The sequence below is a fragment of the Pseudomonas chlororaphis subsp. chlororaphis genome (assembly GCF_003945765.1).
In the GTDB taxonomy this organism is placed as follows: domain Bacteria; phylum Pseudomonadota; class Gammaproteobacteria; order Pseudomonadales; family Pseudomonadaceae; genus Aquipseudomonas; species Aquipseudomonas chlororaphis.
In genome coordinates this window covers 2,957,441-2,979,742 of sequence record NZ_CP027712.1, presented here as the reverse complement: position 1 = coordinate 2,979,742, position 22,302 = coordinate 2,957,441, and the positions used below count along the sequence as shown (strand labels likewise).

The following is a 22,302-nucleotide window of genomic DNA, read 5'->3' as shown; positions in this document are numbered from 1 at the left end:
TCCTCCGAATTAATAGGCTGGGATCATGGGTCGAGGGGAGCGACCGCGCGTCAGGATAAACATCACTCCACCAGCGATAGCCGCAGCCCATCCCAGTTGCTCCACGGGAACCTTGGACTGCTGGTTTTCCTGGCTACAGTCGCAATCGGTAGATTTCATTTCGACGAGCTTGCGTTCATCGCCAGCAATCTTCTCGTAGGCTCTTGCCTGTTTTCTATCCGGTGGATCAGGCGAAAACTTCATCTCCACCACCTGCTTGATATTGTCCTGAGTCGGCGGTTTTTTCGGGTCTTTAACGATCACCACATCGGGCCGGCGAGCTTCGCCAACAATTTTTGCAATCTGCTGTACCTGCATCGTGTTAAGCAGCCAATCGCCCTCGGGGCCGTTTTCCAAGTCTGTCCATCCAAGAGTATCCAGAACTTTTCGTTCAAACTCGTGAGGTACATTGAGCTCGTACTTCTATCGCCCCAACAATGGCGCTACGCGACGACACCAATAAACAAATCGAGGTGATCGGGTAAGGACTCCTTGATGGCTACGGTTATCTGACTGACCTGCTCCTTGGTCAGTGGCAACTCACCATCAGCCTCTGCAGCGAGGCTTTCCCAGCCCAAGATGTCCATGACCTTCTGTTCAAATTCTGGAGCGACGTCCAGCTCATATTTTAATGACGTGTCATCAAAGCCATCGGGTAAAAAGCCGGTGAGGTACAGGTGCATAGACCGCATCCCAGTTTCTAGGCAAAAACGCTAATACAGATATCCAGATCACTCGGTATGGGTTTTCCAAGCACATTCTCAATCTGCCTGACTTGTGCTGCGGTTAACTCCATAACGCCATGTCTCACGCCCTCTTCGAGGGAGCCCCAGCCGACCAGATCAAGCACGGTCTGATTGAATTCCGGTGCTACGTCCAGTTCAAATTGCACAAATTCATTTTCGTGACCATCGGGGAAAAAGCCTGCAATACATAAATACATGAACTACTCCTAACGATTACTTTGGGGTTGTCCTACCCGGCTTAGCCGGTTTGGTCTGTTCCCCTGTCTCGGGGTCATACTCGCCTAGATGCTTACCCCGTTTGTCGTACATCTCAACAGTCCCATGCTGACTGTCCCATTCGTAAATTTTTCCTGAGCTATCCACCCAACGGTGCCGCTTCCCTCCGCCCCCTTGAATTGAGGCTTTCGATTTGGCCCATTTGGCATCAGGAAAGGCCGTCAGTCCTTTAGGGGCGGGATGATAGCTATGGTCCCCCGGAACACTCAGCGAAATATAAATCGGCTGAATACCCGTGTTGGGAAACCAGATGATCGCGTCTTGGTAGTCGGGGGGATGCACTGGGTTGACCAGTATCTTATCGGCCTGCTCAGTGGGAGGAAAAACCCAGGTCCCGGGCTTCAACGAGGCGCCTTCCAAGGCGGGGATTCCTAGCACAGCCTTTGGATCGGCTGCCGGGGTCCATATGACCTCTATCCCATTTCCAATGTCTGCTACGAGCTGATCGCCACGGCTCTTCGCTTCGATGACAGGCACCTGCTGCCACTCCGTCTTGGTCCCGGTATAGAACCCGTACACGCTCACAGAGCCATCCGGCAGGTGTTTTACGTTGACCCGTACACGGGTGTTCCCTTGGCTTAACTGCGCGTATTGCTCGGAGGTATAGAAGGCGCTGTCAGCTGACGTATCGTCAGGCAGCAGTAATGCCGCGAAACCCACAGCCGTGGAACCCGCCAAGGCCAGGGCGCCTCCCAGTCGGGCTGCGAGGGCTGAAGCACTCGCTGAACCACCAATCCATTGCAGTGGAGCAGCGCCTGCGGCTATCGGCGAGCCGGTGCCCAATACCGCAAAGGTGCCGTACTGTTTCAACGACTCGACGGGCACAAAACCACCGGGGTTGCTGTGGTTTATCACCCCATTGGGCAAGGTGCAGGACTTGGCGAAGACACAGCCAACAGGACCAGGTTTTGCCTCTGGTTTAGCTGGCAGGTCTTTGTATTCGGCCCAGCGCTGTTCACCAATATCGACAGGCTCCACGCCTCTATTGCGATAGCCCTTCGGGGCGTTGGGTACATAGCCGCTCATCCGTGTCCACTTCCACATCGTCCATAAAAAAGCCCCCATCAAGATGGGGGCAAGTTTGGTTGCAGTTGGCAACGGAACGTTACGCTAAGTGGCTAGAGCCGGGGTGTAGGAAGATTCTGAAATTGCTCGGTGCTGCTGCGCTACACGACATGCTCCGGCGGACTCAACCGCCCATCCAGCGCAAAGCGCTCCTGCAACACCAGCTCATACAACCCCGTGGCCAGCAAGGGGTTGATCAGCAGGTTCCAGCTATGGCGCGACACGCTGGAGGGGATCAGCACGAAGGGATGCTGTTCCAGCAGGCTGGCGCCGAAGGCTTGTTGGCTGTGGCTGGGGGTGCCGGGGATCAGCCAGTTGGGGTTGGGGATGTCTTCGGGGCGGACGGTGTGGACCCGCGACGGGTCCAGCACCCGGGCCGCGGTCAGGGTGTGGGGCAGGCAGTCGAGGGCCTTGAAGCCCTTGTGCACCGCCACTTCCAGGATCGCGGTCGAGGCGTCCAGGCTGGCGTACACCACTTGCACCCCCTTGGGGTTCCAGCGCCCGCCGCTGCCTTCGGCGCCAATGCCGCTGTTCCAGGTCGAGGCATGCCGGGCCTGGTCGAGGCGCCAGAAATGCAGGGCCGGGGCCAAGGGGTCGGTGAGCATCAGTAGACCCCGAACTCGAGCCGGTGCAGAAAGTCCGTCACCAGTTCATAGCCCACCGGGTTGGCCAGCAGGTCGATGGGGACTTCGCCATCCAGGCCCAGCGCCGGCTGGGTCATCCACTCTTCGGCCAGCGCCCGGGAGCCCAGCACCGCCTCGGCCTTTTCCAGCACTTGCGCGTAGTGCAAGGCGCGGGCGCTCTGTTCGGGGGTCAGGGCCTGGTCCTGGTTCTTCAGCCGCCGCGCCAGGGTGCGCTCGGAAAACCCGACGATCTTCGCCAGCACGTTGTAGCGCTTGAAGGCCTCGACCGACTCCACCAGCTCGATCACCGCGCCCAGGGAGAACCCCAGCTGGGTGGCCCTGAACACCGCCATCGGGTCATCGGCGTCAGTGCCCGGCAGCAGCCCGCGCACCATGGGCGAAGGCAGCGCATAGACCGCCGCCTCTTCGCGCAGCAGGTTGGCCTTGGGGCTACGGATGCGGCTGGCGGAGGGCTTGCGCGGTTCGACCTTGGCGATGGCCTTGGGCGCACTGCCCTTGGCCTTCTCAGCCTCGGCCGAAGGTTTCACGGTGGCTGTTTTCTTGGCGGCGGCGGTCATGATCATCTCCCGGCCTGATGACAGATGGCATTCACTTTAATGCCATTTGGCAAAATAAAGAACCACCAGCTTACCAACGGTCGTCAGGCCCCGGTGACGCTTCGCCGGCATGAGCCACGGCGCGGCTCAGCCATGCGCCCTCTCCAACGCCCCCTCGATATCCTCGGTGGCAACCGCAGTGCCCTCCAGCCACAGGCTGTTGTCGGCCAGGCGAATGCTCAGGCGGAGCGCCTCACGCTCTCCGGGATACTTGCGCAACAGCAGCTCCACCGCCGCCGTCGATGGCGAGCAGGACACCAGGTCCCACGGCCCGCCACTCAAGTCCAGCACGACCCGGCCATCGCGAGCATCCACCACCCTGGGCCCGTACACCCAATGGCTCATGCGCATTTCATGGGGCTCGACGCTGATCGTCAGGTGTTCATAACGCTTGGGGTCCATGACCGCTCCTTGGTAACTGCTCGCCGGTCGATGCTCGATAGCCGTCACGCGCAATGCAGGAATATCGCGTCATCGTTCTTCGCGCGCAAGCTGCGCTCCTACAGAAGCAGAGCCGCGCGGTGGTACGGGGGGACGATCGGTTGCGTGCTTCTCGTTCCCACCTCGCGGATTCGCTACTATGTCCGCCAGTTACCTGCCTTCTGCCCAGCCACTGCGGAGCCTCAATGCCCAACCCCAAGGACATCGCCAGCGATAGCGGCGCCCCGATGATTCCCGAGCAGCGTCGCGAGCTGATTCTGCGCCAGTTGCGCAAGCACCAGGTGTTGAGCGTGCATCAGTTGATGGAGATGTTCGACTGCTCGCACATGACCGTGCGTCGCGACATTGCCCTGCTGGAGCAGGAAGGCCGGGCCTATTCGGTGACCGGTGGGGTGCGTATCGCCAGCCAGTTGCACAGCGAGCCGAGCCACCAGAGCAAGGCGGTGGTCGAGCTGCCGCAGAAGCAGGCCATGGCGCGGCTGGCGGCGCGCCTGCTGCACGCGGACATGACGGTGTACCTTGACGCCGGCACCAGCACCCTGGAGATCGTGCCGTACATCAAGGCGCTGTCGGGCATGACCGTGGTGACCAATGACTTCGGTATCGTCCAGGCGCTGATGGAGGCGCCGCAGGTCACGGTGATCCACACCGGCGGCCAGCTCGACCACGACAACCATTCCTGCGTCGGCGGGCTGGCGGTGGCAACCCTGCGCCAGGTGGTGACCGATATCGCGTTTATGTCCACCAGCTCCTGGGATCTGCGTCGCGGCATCACCACGCCGTCGGCGTTGAAGGTCGAGGTCAAGCAAGTGGCGATGCAGTCGGCGTCCCAGGTGGTGCTGGTGGCCAGCAGTTCGAAGTACGGCACCTTCAGCATGTACCGCATCGCCGGGCTGGAGCAGTTCGACGTGATCATCAGCGACGACGACCTGGCCCAGGCCGCGGCGGACGGGATTCGCAAGCAAGGGGTGGAATTGCTGCTGCCGTCCGACTCGCAAGCGGTTGCCGCGAAAGACTGACAGCCGCTGCGCGGGTGCCGCTCACCGGTGCTGCTTTCTGAACCACAGCACGCAGGCGATATCCCGCAGGTCTTCGCCCAGCCCGTCGAGGGCCACCCGGGTAGTGCGGCGAATGCGCCGCAGCCACTCCACCACCGTGCACAGGCTGGCGAAAAAGAACAACAGCACGAACAACTGGCGCAGGCCAAAGCCCTGGTCCAGCCCCTGGGCGCGGAAGTGGTTCCACAGCCAGAGACCGCAGGCGGCGCTCAGCACCACCAGCAGCACGCTGGCGATATTGATCCACTGACCAAGAATGGTGGTGCGCCGGGCACGGCGGTATTCGCGTTCGATGCGCTCCAGGGTCACGGTGGGGATCTGTTCCCAATGCAGATCGCGCGGGCGACAAGGCGCGTCGTCCAGGCCCGACTGATCGACGAATATCGACTTTTCCATGCTCCCCGCTCCCATTGATGGCACCAGTGATGGCCCTGGCGACAGGGAGCCAATGTACCCGCAGCTGGGGAGCGAAGGCCGACACCTCCAGAAATGTTCAGATTCCCGCAGAATCGCGGTTTTCGGGCGGCGCGCGCTACCCCGTGGCGCCGCCCTGCCCGCCCCTCAGAAGGCTTTCCAGTCCCGCAGCCATTGCAGGCCGGCCGAGGTATCGCCGCGCGGCCGATACTCACAACCAACCCAGCCGTCGTAGCCCAGCTGATCCATCAGCCCGAACAGGTAGGGGTAGTTCAACTCGCCCAGGTCCGGCTCGTGGCGGTCCGGCACGCCGGCGATCTGGATATGGCCGATGCCGGCGAAGTCGCGGCGCAGCTTGGTCGCCAGGTCGCCCTCGACGATCTGGCAGTGGTAGCAGTCGAACTGCACCTTGAGGTTGCTCGCGCCGACTTCCTTGCAGATCGCCTGGGCCTGGTCCTGGCGGTTGAGGAAGAAGCCCGGCATGTCGCGGGTGTTGATCGGCTCCAGCAGCACCGTGACCCCGGCCTTGGCCGCCTGGGCGGTGGCGTAGGCCAGGTTCTCCAGGTACACCGCATGATGGCGTTCGCGCAGCTCTTCCGAGGGCAGCAGGCCGGCCATCACGTGGATGCGCGAGTTGCCCAGCACAGCGGCGTATTCCAGGGCGCGCTCGAAGCCGGCGCGGAATTCCGCCTCGCGCCCCGGCAGGGTCACGGTGCCCCGCTCGCCCGCCGCCCAGTCGCCGGGCGGCGCGTTGAACAGCGCCTGGACCAGGCCGTTGTCGCTCAGGCGCTGCTTGAGCTCCTGGGGGCTGTAGTCGTAGGGGAACAGGTATTCCACCGCTTCGAAACCGTCGGCCGCCGCGGCGGCGAAACGCTCGAGAAACCCGTGTTGCGGGTAGAGCATGCTTAGGTTGGCAGCAAAACGAGGCATGTTGGCTCCTAAAAACGGCTCAGACAAAAGGCCAGATCAGCAAGGTAATACAGAAACCCAGGGTACCGAGCAAGGTAGTGATGACGGTCCAGGTGCGCAGGCCGTCTGCCACGTTGAGCCCGGCGAGCTTGGTGAAGATCCAGTAGCCGGCGTCGTTGATATGCGACATCGCCAGCCCGCCACCGCCCATGGCCAGGCACAGCAGCGCCATGTGGTTGGGGGTCAGGTCAAGGGTGGCGATCAGCGGGCTGATGATCCCGGCGGTAGTCACCAGGGCCACGGTGGTCGAACCCTGCACCGCGCGCAGCAGCATGGTCAGCAAAAAGCCCAGGGCCAGCACCGGCAGGCCGGTGGTGCGCAGCAGGTCGGAGACCACCGCGCCGATCCCGGTGTCCACCAGCACCTTGCCGAACACCCCGCCGGCCCCGGCGATCAGGATCACCATGGCCACGCCCGGCAAAGCCGAGCCGATCACGTCCGACACCTGGTTGCGGCTCCAGCCACGGCGCGAACCCAGCAGCCAGGCGCACAGCAAGGTATCGATCAGCAGCGCCACCAGCGGCGCGCCGAGTACGGTCATGACACCGCGCAAGGTCGATTCGGCCGGCAGCAGCGAAGTGGCCAGGGTGCCCAGCAGGATCAGCACGATCGGCAGCAGGATCAGGCTGACGATCAGGGCGAAACCGGGCGCGGGTGCTGGCGGCAGCTTGGCGACTATGGCGCTGGTGGACTCTTCCAGGCCCATGTGGGACACGGCCACCGCGGCCTGTTGCGGGTCCTTGGCATTGCCGTTGGTCCAGGCCAGCAGGTCCTCGTTGGTCACGTGGGGGCCATAGACTTCGGCGCGAATGTCGTCGGTCATCGGGTAGAAGCGCCGGGTCATACGCCCGGCCACGCGGTAGCCGACGTAGCACAGGAAGGCGGTGATCGGCAGGCCGAACATCAGCACCCGGCCCAGGTCGGCGCCCAGCTGGCTGGCCGCGGCCACAGCGCCCGGATGGGGCGGCAGGAACGCATGCACGGTGAGCAACGCCGCGCACATCGGCAAGGCGAACACCAGCAGCGGCTTGCGCGCCCGGCGAGCGACGCCATAGGCCAGCGGCATAAGGATGATCACCCCGACTTCGAAGAACACCGGTACGCCGATGATGAACCCGGCGATGGTCAGCGCCAGCGGCGTGCGGCGGTTGCCGAAACGCTCGATCAGGGTCTTGGCCAGGGCCTCGGCGCCGCCGGACAGCTCGATGATCCGCCCGATCATCGCACCGAGGGCGATGATGATCGCGATATGGCCGAGGGTCTTGCCCATGCCGCCTTCGATGGTCGCCACCAGGTCGGCCGGTTTCACCCCGGCCACCAGCGCCACCAGGATGCTCACCAGCATCAGCGCGACAAAGGGCTGGAACTTGTACTTGAGCACCAGGAACAGCAGCAGCGCAATGCCCGCGCCGGCCGTCAACATCAGGATAAGCGGGCTCATTGCGCGGCCCCTCCCTCATAAGAGAAAGAAGCGCCGGTGAAGCCAAAACAGCTGCAGTCAGGGAACGTCATGCGGGGATGTCCTGTTGTTATTGTTTTTTAAAGGCAAGCCGGGGCCGTCGAGAGCCTGACGACGACTCCCGGGCGGTGCTTGCAATGTCGGTTTACAGTTTCGAGTTGCAGCAGCGCGCTACCTACCAATGCACGCCGAAGGTCTCGCGCAGCTCATCCAGGGCTGCCTGATCCAGCGGCGCCGGCTTGGGATTGCTCATCAGCCAGAGTCGCGCGGTTTCTTCCAGCTCTTCCAGGGCGTAGCTGGCCTTGGCCACCGAGCTTTCCCAGACCACCGGCCCCAGGCGTTCGAGCATCACCCCGCGCACGCTGTTGGCCAGTTGCGCCACCTGCTCGGCGACCCTGGGCGAACCCGGGCGCTGGTAGCCGATCAGCGGAATGTGCCCGACCTTCATCACCTGGTACGGCGTCAGCGGCGGCAGGATGTCGTCCGGCCTCCATACCCCGGCCAGGGTCAGCGCCACCAGGTGGGTGGAATGGGTGTGCACCACGCCGCCGACGCCCGGGTTGCGGTCATAGACCTGGCGATGCAGGGCCAGGGTCTTGGACGGCTTGTCGCCGGACACCCACTCCCCCGCCAGGTTGACCTTGGCGATGGCCGCCGGGTCGAGGCGGCCGAGGCAGACATCGGTCGGGGTGATCAGCCAGCCATCGTCGAGGCGCGCACTGATGTTGCCGGCGCTGCCCACGGTGTAGCCGCGCTGGTAGAGGCTGCGGCCGACGTCGCAGATCTCTTCGCGCAGGGCCTGTTCCTTGTTCGCCGCGGCGCTCATCGGCCACCTCCGGCCAGTTGCCTGAGGGCCTTGGCGAAGAAGTCACGGCTGCCGAAGTTGCCGGACTTCAAGGCCAGCGCCAGCGGCTCGGCGGCGTTGCTGAGGGTGGCCGGCACGCCCGGGTCGATCTGCGCGCCGATCTGCAACAAGTTGACCCCCAGCGCCTTGACCACCGCGCCAGAGGTTTCGCCACCGGCAATCACAAAACGGCGCACGCCGTTCTGGCGCAGGCCCGCGGCGATCTCGCCCAGGGCGTTCTCCACCAGCGCGCCGGCGCGTTCGACGCCGAGCTGCTGTTGCACCGCCTTGACCTCGGCCGGGGTGCTGGTGGCGTAGATCAGTACGGTTTCGTCACTGTCGCGGGCAAAGGCCAGGGCGTTCTCCACCACCGGTTCGCCGGCGGCCAGGGCCATGGGGTCGATGCGCAGGGCCGGACGGTCGGCCTCCAGCCAGGCAGCGACCTGGCCGATGGTGGCCACCGAGGCGCTGCCGGCCAGCACCACTTCGCCGCCTGCAACGGTCGGCAGCGACGCCGCGTCGAAGTCGCGCAGTTTGCCGGCGCGGCGGAAGTTGCCCGGCAGGCCCAGGGCCAGGCCGGAACCGCCGGTGAGCAGCGGCAGGTCGGCGCAGGCGCTGCCCAGGGTGTAGAGGTCCTGGTCGGACAGCGCGTCGGCGATGACCATGCCGACGCCCTGCGCGCGCAGTTCGACGATCTTCGCCCGCACCGCCTCGACGCCCCCGGCGATGCTGTCGTAGCGCAGCAGGCCGACTTTCAGTTGGGTCTGGGCCTGCAGCACGCGCACCAGGTTGGCGTCGGTCATCGGCGTCAGCGGGTGATGCTGCATGCCCGACTCGCTGAGCAACTGGTCCTGGACGAACAGGTGGCCGCGGAAAATGGTCCGGCCGTTTTCCGGGAACGCCGGGCACGCCAGGGTGAAATCACTGTTCAGGGTCTTGAGCAGGGCCTCGCTGACCTGGCCGATATTGCCGGCGGCGGTGGAATCGAAGGTCGAGCAGTACTTGAAGAAAATCTGCTCGCAGCCCTGTTCGCGCAGCCAGTCCAGGGCCGCGAGGGATTCCTCGACTGCGTCCTTGACCGGTGTGGTGCGCGACTTGAGGGCGATGACGATGGCGTCGGCATCCAGCCCGGCCGCCACTTCGCGGCTGGGGATGCCGATGCTTTGCACCGTGCGCATGCCGCCGCGCACCAGCATGTTGGCAAGGTCAGTGGCGCCGGTGAAGTCGTCGGCGATGCAGCCCAGCAACGGGCGTGCGGTGGAATGGGTCATGAAAGCTTCCTCAGACAGGCTCGTGCTTGGCGGTCGGCAGGTCGATGCCCGGGAAAATCTTGATCACCGCCGAGTCGTCCTCGCGGCCGAAACCGGCGCTGGAGGCCTGCATGAACATCTGGTGCGCGGTGGCCGACAGCGGCAGCGGGAATTTGCTGGCGCGGGCGGTATCCAGCACCAGGCCCAAGTCCTTGACGAAGATGTCCACCGCCGACAGCGGTGTGTAGTCGGCCTTGAGGATGTGCGGCACGCGGTTCTCGAACATCCAGGAGTTGCCGGCGCTGTGGGTAATCACTTCGTACAGGGCGTCGGCGTCCACCCCTTCACGCAGGCCCAGGGCCATGGCTTCGGCGGACGCGGCGATGTGCACCCCGGCCAGCAGCTGGTTGATGATCTTGACCTTGGAACCCAGGCCGTGGGCGTCGCCCAGGCGATAGACCTTGCCCGCCATGCCGGCGAGTATCGCTTCGGCCTTGGCGTAGGCGGCAGCCGGGCCGGAGGTCATCATGGTCATCTCGCCGGCGGCGGCCTTGGCCGCGCCGCCGGAGATCGGCGCATCGAGGTACAGCAGGCCCTGCTCGGCCAGGCGCTCGCCCAGCTCCACGGCGTAGGTCGGCGCCACGGTGGCGCAACCGATCACCAGGCTGCCGGCACCCAAGGCCGACACGGCGCCCTCTCCACCGAACAGCACGGTTTCGGTCTGCTCGGCGTTGACCACTACGGTGATGATCACATCACAGGCCTCGGCCATCCGCGCCGGCGATGCGCAGGCCACCCCGCCTTCGCTGGCGAACTGTTGGGTGACCGCTTCACGCACGTCACAGGCATGCACATTAAAACCTGCACGCAGCAGCGAGCGGGCAATGCCCAGGCCCATCGCGCCCAGGCCGACAACACCGACATTCTTGTTATTCATGGGGTACTCCAGGGGTGACAGCAGTCTGGTCCACGCCGGCAAGGCGCGGGCGGCGGGCCGCAGGATGAATGGGAGCACGGGCGGCGGGGGCGACAGGGTCGCCTGGCGGGTGAATCGAGACCTTGTCGGACATCGAGGGCCGTCCTGTGATTTGTTGTTATCAGGTTGTGGCCGATCATCTACCAATGAACAGATTATGTGAAGTATTTTTTCAATCTAACATTTATTAACATTGCCAACCATGAACACCAGACAGCTCGTGGCAGCCTTGCAGCCCGCGCAGAATCAAACGGACGAGCGGTAGCCCATTGCGACCAGCGCACTGATCTGCGTCAACCAGGCGTCTACACTCGAGACCGATGCTGTTAGGCGCAACATCACCGATCAGTGGTACCGCCCTTCATCGCCCGCCCATTGACGGTGGGCGTGGGACGGCGCTGTATGGTCAATCCGCAATGCTTGAACAAGGATATTCAACATGGCAAAGATCAATGTATTGGCTGGTGATTTTCTACAAGGGAATGGCGAGTACCGACAGGGCGTCTTCAAGCTGCCGACCGTGACCAACCCCTCGCCGGGTGTCGAGGTCAAAGCCTCCGCATTCAAACACCTGGAAATCGCGACACAGGACAGCATCACCAACAGGGACGCCATTGGCTACGGCATCGCCGGGGCCATGCTGCTGGGTCCGGTGGGTGCGCTTGCGGGCTACCTGATAGCCGGCAAGGAAACCGAGGTGACCTTCATCGGCACCTTCAAGGATGGGCGCAAACTGCTGGCGGCCACAGACAGCGAAACCTACCGGGATATCGAAAAACGACTGACAGCCTAGGGTCCGTCGCCTGCCCATGCCCACAACTTCGGGCATGGGCTTCTCCCCTTCCCTACACCGATCCGGCTTCGCCCGGCACAGTCCGGCGTTGCTGGCGTTTGCCTTCCAGCCAGATCACCAGCCCCAACAGGCTGCCGCCGGCGATCAGCAGGCTGACGAACCAGCCCAGGGTGTCCGCCAGTTGGGTGAAGAACAGCGTGTATAGCTGGATGATGAAGAAGGTCGCGCCATAGCCCACCAGCATGGAAAAGCGCAGGCGAATGCCCAGTGCCAGCAAGCCCAGGCTGAACGCCGCCCACAGCCCGTTGAACAGCACCAGTTCGCCGGACTCGGCCAGGTGCCACGGACCATCGATCAGGTCGTAGCTGCCGAACAACGACAGCAGCCACAACGACATCTGGGCCATGAACAGCCCGGCGGAAATCCACACCTTGGCAAAGCCGCGATAACGGGCCAGCGTCGAGGCCTCGCCCCACAGATGGACAAAGCCGAACAGCACCATGGCCAGGGCCGCGCCGAGGAAGCGCAGCGGGTAGTTCATGCCGAACCAGTAGGCGCCCCACCCCGACTCATAACCGCTGCGCCCGCCGAACCAGATAAAGAACAGCACGCTGCACAGGGTCAGCAGCAAGACGTTGTTCAGCACATAACTGAGCGCCAGCAACAGCAGCAGGTCCACCAGCAACAGCGCCGGCCAGTTGCCCGAGCCGTCGGAGTAGATCATGCCCAGCACCAGGCTCAGGCCGATCAGGGCAAAACCGCCGAGCAACTCCAGGGTCGCGCCGAGCAGCTTCAGCTGTTTGCCCAGCAGCCAGCGCCCGGCGACAAACAAGCCGACCATCAACAGGCCAAGGCCGCCCGCCAGTTTCGGCAAGGTGAACGTCAGGTGTTCATGCAGCAGGATCAGCAAGCCCGCCGCCAGGCTGATGGCGCCGAAGGTCAGGAACCAGCGCCCCAGGGAGCGCCAGTCCCAGCGGGTCTGCGGGTACAGCTGGGCGATCCGCGCGTGGGCCTGGGTGTCGATCAGGCCGTCGCGCAGCCATTGGTCCAGGGCGTTGTGCACCTGGCGATTACGGCGATCCGGGTTCATTGGCCAGCCTCCCCGGCGCGCAGCGCGGTGCGTTCGAACAACCAGCCCAGGAGCATGCCGAGGGCGCCGGCCACGGCAAAAAACACCGCGGCGCTCATTTGTTCCCAGGCGTACTCATAAAAGCGCGTGTACAGGTCGATGCCGAGGAACACCACGCCAAAACCGGTGAAGCTGGGGTGCTTGAAGCGCGCGCCGAGCACCAGCTGAACGATGGCGCCCAAGGTGAACAACAGGGTCCAGGTCAGGGTCTGCCGGTAAGCTTCCTCCAGGCTGAGGAACCACAGCGAACAGTTGAAGTACAACAATCCGAAGATCACATACAACCGCCCGAAGCCGCTGAAGCGGCGCAAGGCGTGATCCTCGGCGCGCTGGTGCCAGAGCCCCAGGAGCGCAGTCAACGCAGCAATCACGGCCATGGAGCGCGGGTCCTGGATGCCAAAATAGTACGTGCCGGAACCGCCATACCACTCCCACGAACCCAGGCCGTGGAAGACGCAAAGCAGGCCCAGCAGCAGCGGCCAGCGCAGGCGATAGCCATAGGCGGTGGCGATGCTCAGGGCGGCGCTGACCAGCAGCGCCAGGGACAGGTTGCCGAAGTCGCCGGTCTCGCTGTCGGAGCTGCCCAGCAACAGGCTGGCGCCCATCAGGATCAGGCCAATGGTCAGGATCGCCACCCCGGTGACCGGCATGCGCCGCGCCGGGTCGCGGGCCAGGCGCGCGCCGATCAGCCACAGCCCGGCACCGGCGGCGAAAAACAGCACCGCCCCCACCAGCACCGACTCGGCCAGCAGGCCAATGCCGCCCAGCACCGCCATGCCGATCAGCAGCACCGCGCCGATGCCCAGCCATTGCAGGACCGTGGACAAGCGGTGTTCGGGACGTTCGTACAGGGCGCCGAGCCGCTGCTGCGCCTCGGCATCGATCAGGCCACGGTGGCGCCAGTCGGCGATTTCGTGGAGCAACATCTGCTGGGTGGTTTTTCTCATGGCGCTCTTGGGGCTGGGGACATGGGGACCGGCTGCATACCGGCTATAGACTCGACAGCATAGCCAAGCGCTGCGCAGCCGTTTGTCTATCAAGACGCCCAGCGGACCGCCGCGCGGCACGCCGTGACCACAAAAAAGCTGATCCCAGCTCGTTACTGTATGAGCGAAGCTTGCTCGCGATAGCCGTTAACGATAACGCCCACTGACTGGGTAAACGCGGCGCTCTCACGTTCATCGCGAGCAAGCTCGTTCCTACAACCTCCTTAGCTGTTGGCGCGCGAACCTCGGCGGCAGCCCCTACTCCGCCGTCGTCGGATCGATGATTGACGTGACTCGCGATACCCGGTCCGCCGGAAAACCGCCTAGCCTGGCGTGCTCCCTGACGAGTTCCTCGTCCGGGGAGATATAGACACAATAGATCTTGTCGCCCGTGACGTAGCTATGCAGCCACTGCACTTGCGACCCCAGCTCACTGATAACCTTGCAGGATTTTTGCGAGATCTGTTGCAGATCCTGCGGCGTAAGCGCCCCGGCTTCCGGCATCTCGCGCTCGATGACGAACTTTGGCATGACAACCTCCACTTCGTGAATGGCCGGGGCACGCCGACAAACAGCGTTACCCCGTATATTGGCCGAGGCAGACAGCCCTCGGCGGATCGCCAACGGTCTGCTTGCCCGTTACCTGCCAAGCGCTGCCGCCAATAGCGGCGCGGCCTGTTCATCGGTCAACGCCGGGTGCACTTCCATGCGCAGCAGGTCGCTCCACTCAAGCACCCATTTCTGCATCAGCGCGAGATCGCTGGTTTCCGCGATCCCAAACCCCGTCATACCACCGACGGCATGCCAACGCCCCAGCATGCTCACCCCTGCGGGTGGCGCCCCACCCGTCTTGAGAAATCGCTCGATCGCACTGTTACGACGTTCGGGACTGATTGACCAGCTGACAATGAATAACATTTGCCACCTCCAGCGAAACTGGCGCCCGTTGTTCTGCGCGCGCACCTGGCAGGCACCTTGACCACGGCCACGCATCGGTATCGACCCGCATTCCGTCTGGTCTGAAACGATTGTCCCAAGGGAAGGAATAGCAGCCTTGCGCCCCCGCCGCATGACCGCCGATCCTGTTCCCGCCCCCAGCATGAAGCCACCGGTCAGCGGCCCAATTGCTCGCGCGCCCCAGGCCGCTTGAAAGCACGCTCGTTTGGCCCTGCGACACCCTCGTTGCAGCGTCGGAGGGCCGGTAGATAAAGCCTGATCCGGGGGCTATACCTATGCATAGCGGTCGGCCCTACACCTAAGGAAGGGGGAAAAGACCATGGACAACAGCAATGGCTCAGGTAACAACCTCGTCCTCTGGTTACCCGGTAGCGCCCTCATCCTCAGTCTGGTCGTCTCGACCTTCGCCCTCACTCGCGAGCCTTTCCTCGAACCACGCCCCATCGGCGCACAATTCCAGGCGCAACCACCGATAGAAGCCCGGTTGTGGCAGGACCCGTTCGATGCGCTCGAGCGTTATCGCAAAAAGTTCAAGGAGGGTAACAAGCCCCCAAGTAATGACTTTGAATGCAGCCCCCAGCTTGTAGTCAGCAAGCCATTGGTACTGGACGCCGAACTGCAGCAACCACCGCCAGAGCCTCCCCAACTCATAGTGGCGCTGGTCGAAGGCGGCCCCTATGCCGATGAAGTGGAGCTGCGCCGGCGCATTCGCTATGCAATCCTGGCCGGGTTCAAAAACTCGCGCATGGTGCCCGAGGACGAGCAGCACATCCGCTGCCTGGCCCTTGCCGACGACCTGTCAGGCACGCAGATAACGTCGCAAGCCGGTCAGCAAGGAAAGTCGAAGTACGCAGAAATCCCCTATGAAGCCTTCATCGCCAATCCATTCGACCCACCCAGGGACATGCAGGACAAACAGCGCCCATCCGCCCGGACCATACTGCTCTGGGTAAAGCAGGAGCATCTGGGCTCACACCCGCTACAACAACTCGAAGCCTTGCGCCTCACCCTGCAGAGCAGGCTTCATTCGGATTGCGGCCCGCCACAAACCTGCCCTGGTGTGTCCAACCAGACACTACTGAAGGTCATCGGCCCCTCCACCTCGAAAGTCTTGCTCGATATGTATCGGGACGAAGCCAACGGCCACGCCAAGCCCGATATCGAGATTTACTCCCCCCTGGCCACCGCTGATTACGCCACATTGATGCATGCCTTGGGCAAGCCCTCGCCCGGCGAAGCAATCTCCCAGCAGCAAACACCAGCGACGCCGAAACCCTCCATGAAACTGCTGCGTACTGTCAGCGACGACGGCGTCATGACACGCCTGCTGCTGGAGGAGCTGAAGCTGCGCCATGTGGATCCAGTCGCGGGTGTGCGATGCAGAGAAGGGGCACCGCAGCTAATCGGAACACATTGCGACACTGGCTGGCAGCGCCCCAGTCGCATCGCGCTGGTCTCCGAGTGGGACAGTTTCTACAGCCGCGCACTGAGCGAGAGCTTTAAATCGCAGGTTGCCCAGGATGCCGGCATCGACAGCAAAGACCAGGCGGCGGTCAATGACTGGGTATTGCGCTTCAGTTACCTGCGAGGCGTGGACGGGCGTTTGCCAGAGGAGGCCGCCAGCGGCAACAAGGCGCCTGGTAGCGATGACAATAAAAACAGCAAGGACAAGAACACCCTGGATCTGAGCCCGCTGGAAAAGTCCGACGGCAATTCCCAGCTCGATTACCTGCGCCGCCTCGCCGACCATATCGCGCGCGAGGACGAAGCCTATCGCCGCAAGGGCACCAGCGGTATCGGCGCCATCGGTGTGCTGGGGGCCGATACCTACGACAAGCTGCTGGTGCTGCAGGCCCTCAAGGGCCGGATGCCGAACAAAGTGTTTTTCTCCACCAACCTCGATGCGCGCATGCTCCAGCGTGGCCAGGCCCAGACCACGCGCAACCTGGTCCTGGCAGCACCCTACGGGCTCACGCTGACACGCGCCCTGCAACAGGATGTGCCGCCGTTTCGCGAGAGTCTGCAAAGTGCGGTATTCATCGCGATCCTGGCGGCGCAGTCCCCCCGGGCCTACGACGTCAAGCGGGCAAAGTTCGACTACAAATCGGAGCTGCTTTCGCCGGGCATCTATGAGGTGGGCATCAGCGGCTTCATCCCCCTGTCAAACAAGAAGAGCGCCGAACGCCCCAAGGATTGCGCGACACCCGGCCAGACCCGGCAAGCAACGCACGACCTCATGGCGTTGCGTTGCCTGCAGGATCCTTCGCCCCCTCCTTATCCCGAACTCTCTCAGTCGGTACGCGACAAGCTCGATGAAAGGCAGTCGTTTTTCTGGGCCGGGCCGCTGACGTTCATCCTGCTGGTAGTGGTGATCCTCCTTGGCTGGTGGTGGACCTATGCGCAATCCAGAGACAGCAAACTGCCAGCCTGGGTGCACAGTATCCCGCTGACGCTGTATGTGGTGTCCGGACTGTCGGCGTGGCTCGCCATGCGGTTCTGGCGCGTGGAGTTCATGTGGACCGCCTTCGTACTGATCCTGTTGGGCATCGTTTGCTCGGAACTTATCCGCCGTCATCAGCCCCAACCAGCGCAACCCGGACAGGTCCCCGCTCCTGCAAGCAGTGGCTTGTTCGACGCCTCGGCGTGGTACGTCGTGGTACCGATCGTGGTATTCGTTCTGGCCTTGCTGTGGATGTACCAGATCCGGCGTGTATTGACGGATGACGGGCTGGGTGAGCCGATGTTCCTGTTCGAGGGCATCAGCGCCTGGCCCACCTTGGCCCTGCGCCTGCTCGCCGTGGTCATCTCGATCACGGCGCTGGCCTGGGGTTGGCGCACCCTGCGCATCAACCGTGTCGAGATCGAAAAGGCCTACCACCTGGATCGACACATGAGCAGGCTGCAGATGAGCCTGTGGGGGCAGCTACTGCGCCTGGTCAACCGAGAAAGGGGCACAACGCCACATAGGTGGCGAGCCGCCCTGGGACGTTGCCTGTTCCTGATCCTGTTCCCGCTCTTAGTCAGCGAGCGCGACTGGCACACGCCGAAGAGACTGACGACCACAATCCAGTCATATGTTGCCGACAAGCGCAGGATCATTTTCGTCACGAGCTTCTGGAGAGAACACTGCGTGGCTGGCACCTTCGGCGCCCGAATGCTGCGCGCCCTCCTCGCCACCTGGATATTCGTCGTAATCACCAGCGCGCTCTTCGTGCTCTGGCCAATGGAAGGCGCGCCCATTCGGGGCGAGTCATCGATCTGGATGTTGAACTGGCTGCTGCCAACCCTGACCTTCCAGCTGTTGGTGTTCTGGGTAGTGGATGCCAACCTCCTGCTGACACGGTTCATCCGCAACCTGAGCACGCATTACGCGATCTGGCCAAAAGCACTGCGCAAGGAGCACTGGAGGGTTTTCGGCGTGCCTCTGCACCCCTGCATCGACGACTGGATGGACATGCAACTGATCGCCAAGCGCACGGCGACCGTCAATCGCCTGATCTATGCCCCCACGGTCGTCATGCTGATCCTGATTGCGTCACGCAACAGCGTGTTCGACAACTGGCCGACACCGCCCAGCATCGTCATTTCCTTCCTGCTGACAACATTGATCTTGCTCGCTTCCGCGCTGTCGCTGCGCCGTGCCGCGGAACAGGCACGTGGCGCAGCGTTACAGCGTCTGGATAACTACCGGCTGGAAACACCCGAGGACGCACCGATCTACAACAAGCTCGAACTGATCCGCGGACGCATCGTTGCCCTCAATACCGGAGCCTTCTCAAGTTACTCGCAAGAACCACTGGTGCGCGCCCTGCTGCTGTCGCTGACCGGCGTGGGCGGCTCACTGATTGTCGACGCATTGAATTACGCGAAGTTCTAGGCACCGGCGGTCAGGAACGAACGGGCCGATCAGCTGTTGACGGCCATCGTTCAGGCATGACCAACCCGGCAGCAGCCAATGAATGGCTATGCTTGATCTGTTGCTGGAAGCAATCCCGCCTCGCCGGTAACGGGCTACGACGGGCGTCCCCTTTCCGTCAACGCCCCCCCCAGCGCCGCGCGACATCGGCAAGGAGCGGTTCGAGATGCAACTGATCAGCGTAAACATCGACAAGCCGGAAGCCACCAACTTCATTTTCGGCCAGACCCACTTCATCAAGTCCGTCGAGGACATCCACGAAGCCCTGGTCGCCAGCGTGCCGAACATCGCTTTTGGCCTGGCCTTTTGCGAAGCCTCCGGCCAATGCCTGGTGCGCTGGTCCGGCAGCGATCCGACGATGATCGCGCTGGCGCAAAAGAACGCCCAGGCGATCGCCGCCGGCCACAGCTTTATCGTGTTTCTCGGCGACGGTTTTTATCCATTGAACGTGCTCAACACCCTGAAGATGGTGCCTGAGGTGTGCCGCATCTTCTGCGCGACCGCCAACCCGAGCCAGGTGATTCTCGCTGAAACGGCGCAGGGCCGGGCGGTGCTGGGGGTGGTGGATGGCTTCTGCGCCAAGGGCCTGGAAGGCGATGACGACATCCTGTGGCGCAAGAACCTGCTGCGGCAGATCGGCTACAAGCAGTGAGGGTCGCGCAAGATTGCCCTCCGCGCCGACCGGCTACTCGGACGGCGTGGTCCGGCAACTCTTGCGCTGACGGATCTCCTGCTCCGAAGGGCGCTCCTTGACGAACTCGAAGCGCGGCTCGCCCTCGTTGTAAGTGACCAGCCAGCCCCAGTCCAGCTCGGACTCATCCTGGCCCGGTTTCGGCGGCGCGGCCCACCACGGCTCTTTGCTGACGATCTGGCGCATGTCCTCCTCCCATTGATTCGGCCTCATCAACTATAACGTGCAGGCCCTGGGGCACTCGGATTTCGGCTGACCGGCGAACCTGCCGACAGGGCTGCCCCGAGCGTCACCGCGCCAGCGCCCATTCGGCCAGCGGCCGATAACGGCCCTTATGCGACTCGTACAGGGCGAAGTGCCGGGCACTCAGCTGAAAATCCGCAGGGGTCTGGGACTCGGGAACCGCTGCCCGATAGTCGCGCATCAAGGTCAAGTGCGGGCGAAATTCCCGCGGCGAATCGACCAGCCCAAGGGGCAGCAGCGCTTCCTGCAAGGCATACACCAGCTGACGCAACGCCAGCGGCGCCTGTGCCGGCGCCAGCAACAAGACCCCGGCCCGGCGCCAGACCTCCAGGCGGTCGAGCGGGACGTGTAGCGCCTCACCGGGCGTTCGCACGTTCGCCGCCGCGGCGCAGATCCGCGGAATCTGCGCCACGGTGACCGAGCCCAGGAACATCAGGGTCAAATGAAAGTTTTCCGCCGGCACCGGACGGCCGCTCCTGAGCCCCAGGGCGCTGCGCCACTGGGCAATGGCCCGGCGTTGGGCGGCGGTGCAGGGCAAGGCAAAGAACAGCCGCTTGAACGGCTCGCCCTGCTCGCGGGACTCATCATGCATGCCCTGTCCTCCCCGTTCGGTTCGGGCGAAGTGCTCACTGTCAGATCACTCCCCCACCGGCCCTCTGCGACTCGCCCACCGGGAATCTCAGGCCGGTTTAGCCCTTTCTTGAGTTCAGCATAAAGAAGGCAACAAGACGCCGCGCCTGTCGGCATTCGGTCATTTTTATCGGTTGTAATGCCCATTGACGTCCGCCCCACGCAAAGGAAGAGCCCGATGAGACTCGCGTCCTACAACGTTGAAAACCTGTTCAACCGCGCCAAGGCCATGAACCTGGAAGGCTGGGCCGAAGGCAAGCCGGTGCTGGAGCGTTTCGCCAAGCTCAACCAGCTGCTGGGCGAGCCCATCTACACCGACCAGGACAAGGCGCAGATGGTCAAGCTGCTGACCGAGCTGGGCCTGAGCAAGTCGGACCAGGGCCCGTTTGTGATCCTGCGGCAGAACCGCGGCAGCCTGGTCAAGCGGCCCAAGGTCGGCGGCCTGGAGATTGTCGCCAACGGCCGCACCGAGTGGGTCGGTTCGCTGGAGCTGATCGAGGCCCCGGTGGACCTGGAAGCGATGCGCAATACCGCGCGGGTGATGATCGACCTGCACGCCGATGTGCTGGCGGTGGTCGAGGCGGAAAGCCGCCCGGCCCTGCGCGACTTCAACACGGAAATCATCGGCGCCCTGGGCGGCCCGCTGTACCGGCATGTGATGCTGATCGACGGCAACGATACGCGGGGCATCGATGTCGGCCTGATGACCGCCGCAGGCTACCCCATCGGCCAGCTGCGCAGCCATGTCGACGACACCGCGGCCAACGGCGAGCTGATCTTTTCCCGCGATTGCGCGCAGTTCCATATCCCGCTGCCTTCTGGAAAACAAAAGGACAAGCATCTGATCGTCCTGGTCAACCACCTCAAGAGCAAAGGTTTCGGCGGCCTTGCGGCCTCGGCGAAAAAACGCCTGGCCCAGGCCGAGCGGGTCAAGCTCATCTACCAGGCGCTGGTGGCCCAGGGTGAGGCCTATATCGCGGTGGTCGGCGACTTCAACGACACCCCGGACAGCGCGCCGCTGGAGCCCTTGCTCAAGGGTACCGACCTCAAGGATGCCTTCGTCCATCCGGCCTTCGACGACGGCGGTTACCCCGGCACCTTCGACACCTGCAAAGCGGCGAACAAGATCGACTACCTGCTGCTCTCCCCCGCGCTGTTCGCCACCGTCACCGCCGGCGGTGTCTGGCGCAAGGGCATGTGGCCGGGCAGCCAGCCCAAGCGCTGGGAGGTCTACCCGCAGCTGGACAAGAAGGAAAACGCCGGCTCGGATCACGCGGCGGTGTGGGTCGACCTGGACCTGTAGGCCGCAAGGCCCCGCTCGCGAGCGGGGCCTGAGGGGGGGACTGGTCAGCCCTTGACGGTGGCGCTGGCGGCCTCGTGGATAAAGGCCGCGACCTCCGCCGCCCGCGAGGCCAGCGAGGCATGGGAACTGGCCAGGGTGAGGGTCTTTTGTGGGTTGAGCCGGGCCGCCATCATTTGCTGGTTGCGTGGATGGATCATGCGGTCGTCGCTGGAGATCTGGTACCAGGACGGTTTTTTCTTCCAGGCCGGCGCACTGATGGTATCGTCGAAGGTGCTGGCCAGCGGCGCCTTCTGGGTCACCGCCATGACCAGCGCTTCGTCGGCGCCCAGGTCCTGGCAGAAGCTCTCATGGAAGGCCGCTGGCTTGAGCCACAGGTAGCCGTCGCTGTCGGGCTCGAGGTTGGCCGCCGCCGCGGGCAGGTGCTGCTGGGTGATCCAGCCCGGGCTTTCCCCGGCATCCGGGGCGAAGGCGGCGATATACACCAGCCCGACCACGTTGGGCTGGTCGCCCACTTCGGTAATCACCGCGCCGCCGTAGGAATGCCCCACCAGCAACACCGGGCCATCGACCTGGGCAATCATCTTGCGGGTGCGCTCGACGTCATCGGCCAGCGACGTCAAGGGCATTTCCACCGCGCGGATCGCGCTGTAACCCTTGCGCGCCAGCTCGATGATCACCTTGCTCCAATGGGCCGCATCGCCCCAAAAACCGTGCACCAACACAATCGTAGGCTGACCACTCATGAGCTTGAATCCTCTGTCTGGATAAAGACCGCTCGCCGATGGCGGCGGTACTGCCGGGCCCTGGGCATTGCGGGGCAGGTCGCTCGTCAAGTGACAGGCAGGAGACGCCCTCCCCCGTGCTGGCTTATGCTCGG

Annotated in this window: 24 protein-coding genes and 1 pseudogene; 5 read left to right on the top strand and 20 right to left on the bottom strand. The window is 63.5% G+C overall.

The window, feature by feature from the left end:
* Nucleotides 1–9 precede the first annotated feature (9 nt).
* The 7 genes and pseudogenes from C4K27_RS13810 to C4K27_RS13780 form a co-directional block, all read right to left on the bottom strand.
* Nucleotides 10–450, bottom strand: a pseudogene (locus C4K27_RS13810) (pyocin S6 family toxin immunity protein); the annotation flags it as partial.
* Between the two features lie 32 nt (nucleotides 451–482).
* A complete protein-coding gene (locus C4K27_RS13805) occupies nucleotides 483–722 on the bottom strand; it encodes a pyocin S6 family toxin immunity protein (protein ID WP_053260979.1) in 240 nt (79 codons plus the stop codon).
* Nucleotides 723–739: 17 nt separating this feature from the next.
* Entirely contained in the window at nucleotides 740–982 is a 243-nt protein-coding gene (locus tag C4K27_RS13800; RefSeq protein WP_007931843.1) for a pyocin S6 family toxin immunity protein, read from the bottom strand.
* A gap of 16 nt (nucleotides 983–998) precedes the next feature.
* Nucleotides 999–2,087 carry a colicin E3/pyocin S6 family cytotoxin gene (locus C4K27_RS13795; RefSeq protein ID WP_053260869.1) on the bottom strand — a complete coding sequence of 363 codons (1,089 nt, stop codon included), beginning with the start codon at nucleotides 2,085–2,087 and terminating at the stop codon, nucleotides 999–1,001.
* A 140-nt stretch (nucleotides 2,088–2,227) separates the two neighbouring features.
* Nucleotides 2,228–2,731, bottom strand: coding sequence for an RES family NAD+ phosphorylase (locus C4K27_RS13790; protein WP_053260868.1), 504 nt, complete (start codon nucleotides 2,729–2,731; stop codon nucleotides 2,228–2,230).
* Entirely contained in the window at nucleotides 2,731–3,327 is a 597-nt protein-coding gene (gene parS / locus C4K27_RS13785; protein WP_053260978.1) for an Xre family toxin-antitoxin system antitoxin, read from the bottom strand. The genes C4K27_RS13790 and parS overlap by 1 nt, the downstream gene beginning before the upstream one ends.
* A gap of 126 nt (nucleotides 3,328–3,453) precedes the next feature.
* Nucleotides 3,454–3,768: a hypothetical protein gene (locus tag C4K27_RS13780; RefSeq protein ID WP_053260867.1), complete on the bottom strand. Its 315-nt coding sequence runs from the start codon at nucleotides 3,766–3,768 to the stop codon at nucleotides 3,454–3,456.
* 224 nt (nucleotides 3,769–3,992) lie between these two features.
* Here C4K27_RS13780 and C4K27_RS13775 point away from each other — a divergent pair, with 224 nt between their 5' ends.
* Nucleotides 3,993–4,826, top strand: coding sequence for a DeoR/GlpR family DNA-binding transcription regulator (locus C4K27_RS13775; RefSeq protein WP_007931857.1), 834 nt, complete (start codon nucleotides 3,993–3,995; stop codon nucleotides 4,824–4,826).
* Between the two features lie 21 nt (nucleotides 4,827–4,847).
* Here C4K27_RS13775 and C4K27_RS13770 read toward each other — a convergent pair whose 3' ends face one another.
* The 6 genes from C4K27_RS13770 to ltnD all read right to left on the bottom strand — a co-directional run bounded on the left by C4K27_RS13770 (nucleotide 4,848) and on the right by ltnD (nucleotide 10,738).
* Nucleotides 4,848–5,261: a hypothetical protein gene (locus C4K27_RS13770; RefSeq protein WP_053260866.1), complete on the bottom strand. Its 414-nt coding sequence runs from the start codon at nucleotides 5,259–5,261 to the stop codon at nucleotides 4,848–4,850.
* Nucleotides 5,262–5,426: 165 nt separating this feature from the next.
* Complete coding sequence (gene otnI / locus C4K27_RS13765; protein WP_053260865.1) at nucleotides 5,427–6,209, bottom strand: 2-oxo-tetronate isomerase; 783 nt, start codon at nucleotides 6,207–6,209, stop codon at nucleotides 5,427–5,429.
* Between the two features lie 19 nt (nucleotides 6,210–6,228).
* Nucleotides 6,229–7,689 carry a GntT/GntP/DsdX family permease gene (locus C4K27_RS13760; RefSeq protein ID WP_053260864.1) on the bottom strand — a complete coding sequence of 487 codons (1,461 nt, stop codon included), beginning with the start codon at nucleotides 7,687–7,689 and terminating at the stop codon, nucleotides 6,229–6,231.
* Nucleotides 7,690–7,882: 193 nt separating this feature from the next.
* Nucleotides 7,883–8,533, bottom strand: coding sequence for a 3-oxo-tetronate 4-phosphate decarboxylase (gene otnC / locus C4K27_RS13755; protein WP_053260863.1), 651 nt, complete (start codon nucleotides 8,531–8,533; stop codon nucleotides 7,883–7,885).
* The gene (otnK, locus tag C4K27_RS13750) at nucleotides 8,530–9,822 is read right to left on the bottom strand and encodes a 3-oxo-tetronate kinase (protein ID WP_053260862.1); all 1,293 of its coding nucleotides are present in this window, start codon (nucleotides 9,820–9,822) and stop codon (nucleotides 8,530–8,532) included. The genes otnC and otnK overlap by 4 nt, the downstream gene beginning before the upstream one ends.
* 10 nt (nucleotides 9,823–9,832) lie before the next feature.
* Nucleotides 9,833–10,738: an L-threonate dehydrogenase gene (gene ltnD / locus C4K27_RS13745; RefSeq protein WP_053260861.1), complete on the bottom strand. Its 906-nt coding sequence runs from the start codon at nucleotides 10,736–10,738 to the stop codon at nucleotides 9,833–9,835.
* Between the two features lie 478 nt (nucleotides 10,739–11,216).
* Here ltnD and C4K27_RS13740 point away from each other — a divergent pair, with 478 nt between their 5' ends.
* Nucleotides 11,217–11,570, top strand: coding sequence for a hypothetical protein (locus C4K27_RS13740; protein ID WP_007931870.1), 354 nt, complete (start codon nucleotides 11,217–11,219; stop codon nucleotides 11,568–11,570).
* A gap of 52 nt (nucleotides 11,571–11,622) precedes the next feature.
* Here the strand turns inward: C4K27_RS13740 and C4K27_RS13735 are convergent, their stop codons facing one another.
* The 4 genes from C4K27_RS13735 to C4K27_RS13720 form a co-directional block, all read right to left on the bottom strand.
* Nucleotides 11,623–12,660: a hypothetical protein gene (locus C4K27_RS13735; RefSeq protein WP_053260860.1), complete on the bottom strand. Its 1,038-nt coding sequence runs from the start codon at nucleotides 12,658–12,660 to the stop codon at nucleotides 11,623–11,625.
* On the bottom strand, nucleotides 12,657–13,646 hold the full coding sequence (locus tag C4K27_RS13730) for a DUF2157 domain-containing protein (protein ID WP_053260859.1): 990 nt from the start codon (nucleotides 13,644–13,646) through the stop codon (nucleotides 12,657–12,659). Before C4K27_RS13730 ends, C4K27_RS13735 begins: the two co-directional genes overlap by 4 nt.
* Nucleotides 13,647–13,943: 297 nt before the next feature.
* Nucleotides 13,944–14,216, bottom strand: coding sequence for a DUF4242 domain-containing protein (locus tag C4K27_RS13725; protein WP_007931876.1), 273 nt, complete (start codon nucleotides 14,214–14,216; stop codon nucleotides 13,944–13,946).
* Nucleotides 14,217–14,324: 108 nt separating this feature from the next.
* Nucleotides 14,325–14,603, bottom strand: coding sequence for a DUF3303 domain-containing protein (locus tag C4K27_RS13720; protein WP_007931878.1), 279 nt, complete (start codon nucleotides 14,601–14,603; stop codon nucleotides 14,325–14,327).
* A 358-nt stretch (nucleotides 14,604–14,961) separates the two neighbouring features.
* Between C4K27_RS13720 and C4K27_RS13715 the strand changes: the two genes are divergently transcribed.
* Together C4K27_RS13715 and C4K27_RS13710 are read left to right on the top strand one after the other, a co-directional pair.
* Nucleotides 14,962–18,519, top strand: coding sequence for a hypothetical protein (locus C4K27_RS13715; protein WP_053260858.1), 3,558 nt, complete (start codon nucleotides 14,962–14,964; stop codon nucleotides 18,517–18,519).
* A gap of 205 nt (nucleotides 18,520–18,724) precedes the next feature.
* Nucleotides 18,725–19,210, top strand: coding sequence for an adenosine-specific kinase (locus C4K27_RS13710; RefSeq protein WP_007931881.1), 486 nt, complete (start codon nucleotides 18,725–18,727; stop codon nucleotides 19,208–19,210).
* Between the two features lie 33 nt (nucleotides 19,211–19,243).
* Here the strand turns inward: C4K27_RS13710 and C4K27_RS13705 are convergent, their stop codons facing one another.
* Together C4K27_RS13705 and thpR are read right to left on the bottom strand one after the other, a co-directional pair.
* Complete coding sequence (locus C4K27_RS13705; RefSeq protein WP_007931882.1) at nucleotides 19,244–19,435, bottom strand: hypothetical protein; 192 nt, start codon at nucleotides 19,433–19,435, stop codon at nucleotides 19,244–19,246.
* Nucleotides 19,436–19,538: 103 nt separating this feature from the next.
* Nucleotides 19,539–20,084, bottom strand: a complete 546-nt coding sequence (gene thpR / locus C4K27_RS13700; protein WP_053260857.1) for an RNA 2',3'-cyclic phosphodiesterase — start codon at nucleotides 20,082–20,084, stop codon at nucleotides 19,539–19,541.
* A gap of 216 nt (nucleotides 20,085–20,300) precedes the next feature.
* Here thpR and C4K27_RS13695 point away from each other — a divergent pair, with 216 nt between their 5' ends.
* On the top strand, nucleotides 20,301–21,425 hold the full coding sequence (locus C4K27_RS13695; RefSeq protein WP_053260856.1) for an endonuclease/exonuclease/phosphatase family protein: 1,125 nt from the start codon (nucleotides 20,301–20,303) through the stop codon (nucleotides 21,423–21,425).
* A gap of 44 nt (nucleotides 21,426–21,469) precedes the next feature.
* Here C4K27_RS13695 and C4K27_RS13690 read toward each other — a convergent pair whose 3' ends face one another.
* On the bottom strand, nucleotides 21,470–22,168 hold the full coding sequence (locus C4K27_RS13690) for an alpha/beta hydrolase (RefSeq protein WP_053260855.1): 699 nt from the start codon (nucleotides 22,166–22,168) through the stop codon (nucleotides 21,470–21,472).
* Between the last annotated feature and the right edge of the window lie 134 nt (nucleotides 22,169–22,302).

Coding starts and splice junctions, on each gene's coding strand:
- C4K27_RS13720 (WP_007931878.1), bottom strand. CDS start 14,603: ATGTTATTCATTGTCAGCTGGTCAATCAGTCCCGAACGTCGTAACAGT.
- C4K27_RS13800 (WP_007931843.1), bottom strand. CDS start 982: ATGTATTTATGTATTGCAGGCTTTTTCCCCGATGGTCACGAAAATGAA.
- C4K27_RS13805 (WP_053260979.1), bottom strand. CDS start 722: ATGCACCTGTACCTCACCGGCTTTTTACCCGATGGCTTTGATGACACG.
- C4K27_RS13795 (WP_053260869.1), bottom strand. CDS start 2,087: ATGAGCGGCTATGTACCCAACGCCCCGAAGGGCTATCGCAATAGAGGC.
- C4K27_RS13775 (WP_007931857.1), top strand. CDS start 3,993: ATGCCCAACCCCAAGGACATCGCCAGCGATAGCGGCGCCCCGATGATT.
- thpR (WP_053260857.1), bottom strand. CDS start 20,084: ATGCATGATGAGTCCCGCGAGCAGGGCGAGCCGTTCAAGCGGCTGTTC.
- C4K27_RS13710 (WP_007931881.1), top strand. CDS start 18,725: ATGCAACTGATCAGCGTAAACATCGACAAGCCGGAAGCCACCAACTTC.
- C4K27_RS13705 (WP_007931882.1), bottom strand. CDS start 19,435: ATGCGCCAGATCGTCAGCAAAGAGCCGTGGTGGGCCGCGCCGCCGAAA.
- otnC (WP_053260863.1), bottom strand. CDS start 8,533: ATGAGCGCCGCGGCGAACAAGGAACAGGCCCTGCGCGAAGAGATCTGC.
- C4K27_RS13730 (WP_053260859.1), bottom strand. CDS start 13,646: ATGAGAAAAACCACCCAGCAGATGTTGCTCCACGAAATCGCCGACTGG.
- parS (WP_053260978.1), bottom strand. CDS start 3,327: ATGACCGCCGCCGCCAAGAAAACAGCCACCGTGAAACCTTCGGCCGAG.
- C4K27_RS13735 (WP_053260860.1), bottom strand. CDS start 12,660: ATGAACCCGGATCGCCGTAATCGCCAGGTGCACAACGCCCTGGACCAA.
- C4K27_RS13780 (WP_053260867.1), bottom strand. CDS start 3,768: ATGGACCCCAAGCGTTATGAACACCTGACGATCAGCGTCGAGCCCCAT.
- otnK (WP_053260862.1), bottom strand. CDS start 9,822: ATGACCCATTCCACCGCACGCCCGTTGCTGGGCTGCATCGCCGACGAC.
- C4K27_RS13690 (WP_053260855.1), bottom strand. CDS start 22,168: ATGAGTGGTCAGCCTACGATTGTGTTGGTGCACGGTTTTTGGGGCGAT.
- C4K27_RS13770 (WP_053260866.1), bottom strand. CDS start 5,261: ATGGAAAAGTCGATATTCGTCGATCAGTCGGGCCTGGACGACGCGCCT.
- C4K27_RS13725 (WP_007931876.1), bottom strand. CDS start 14,216: ATGCCAAAGTTCGTCATCGAGCGCGAGATGCCGGAAGCCGGGGCGCTT.
- otnI (WP_053260865.1), bottom strand. CDS start 6,209: ATGCCTCGTTTTGCTGCCAACCTAAGCATGCTCTACCCGCAACACGGG.
- C4K27_RS13790 (WP_053260868.1), bottom strand. CDS start 2,731: ATGCTCACCGACCCCTTGGCCCCGGCCCTGCATTTCTGGCGCCTCGAC.
- ltnD (WP_053260861.1), bottom strand. CDS start 10,738: ATGAATAACAAGAATGTCGGTGTTGTCGGCCTGGGCGCGATGGGCCTG.
- C4K27_RS13760 (WP_053260864.1), bottom strand. CDS start 7,689: ATGAGCCCGCTTATCCTGATGTTGACGGCCGGCGCGGGCATTGCGCTG.
- C4K27_RS13695 (WP_053260856.1), top strand. CDS start 20,301: ATGAGACTCGCGTCCTACAACGTTGAAAACCTGTTCAACCGCGCCAAG.
- C4K27_RS13715 (WP_053260858.1), top strand. CDS start 14,962: ATGGACAACAGCAATGGCTCAGGTAACAACCTCGTCCTCTGGTTACCC.
- C4K27_RS13740 (WP_007931870.1), top strand. CDS start 11,217: ATGGCAAAGATCAATGTATTGGCTGGTGATTTTCTACAAGGGAATGGC.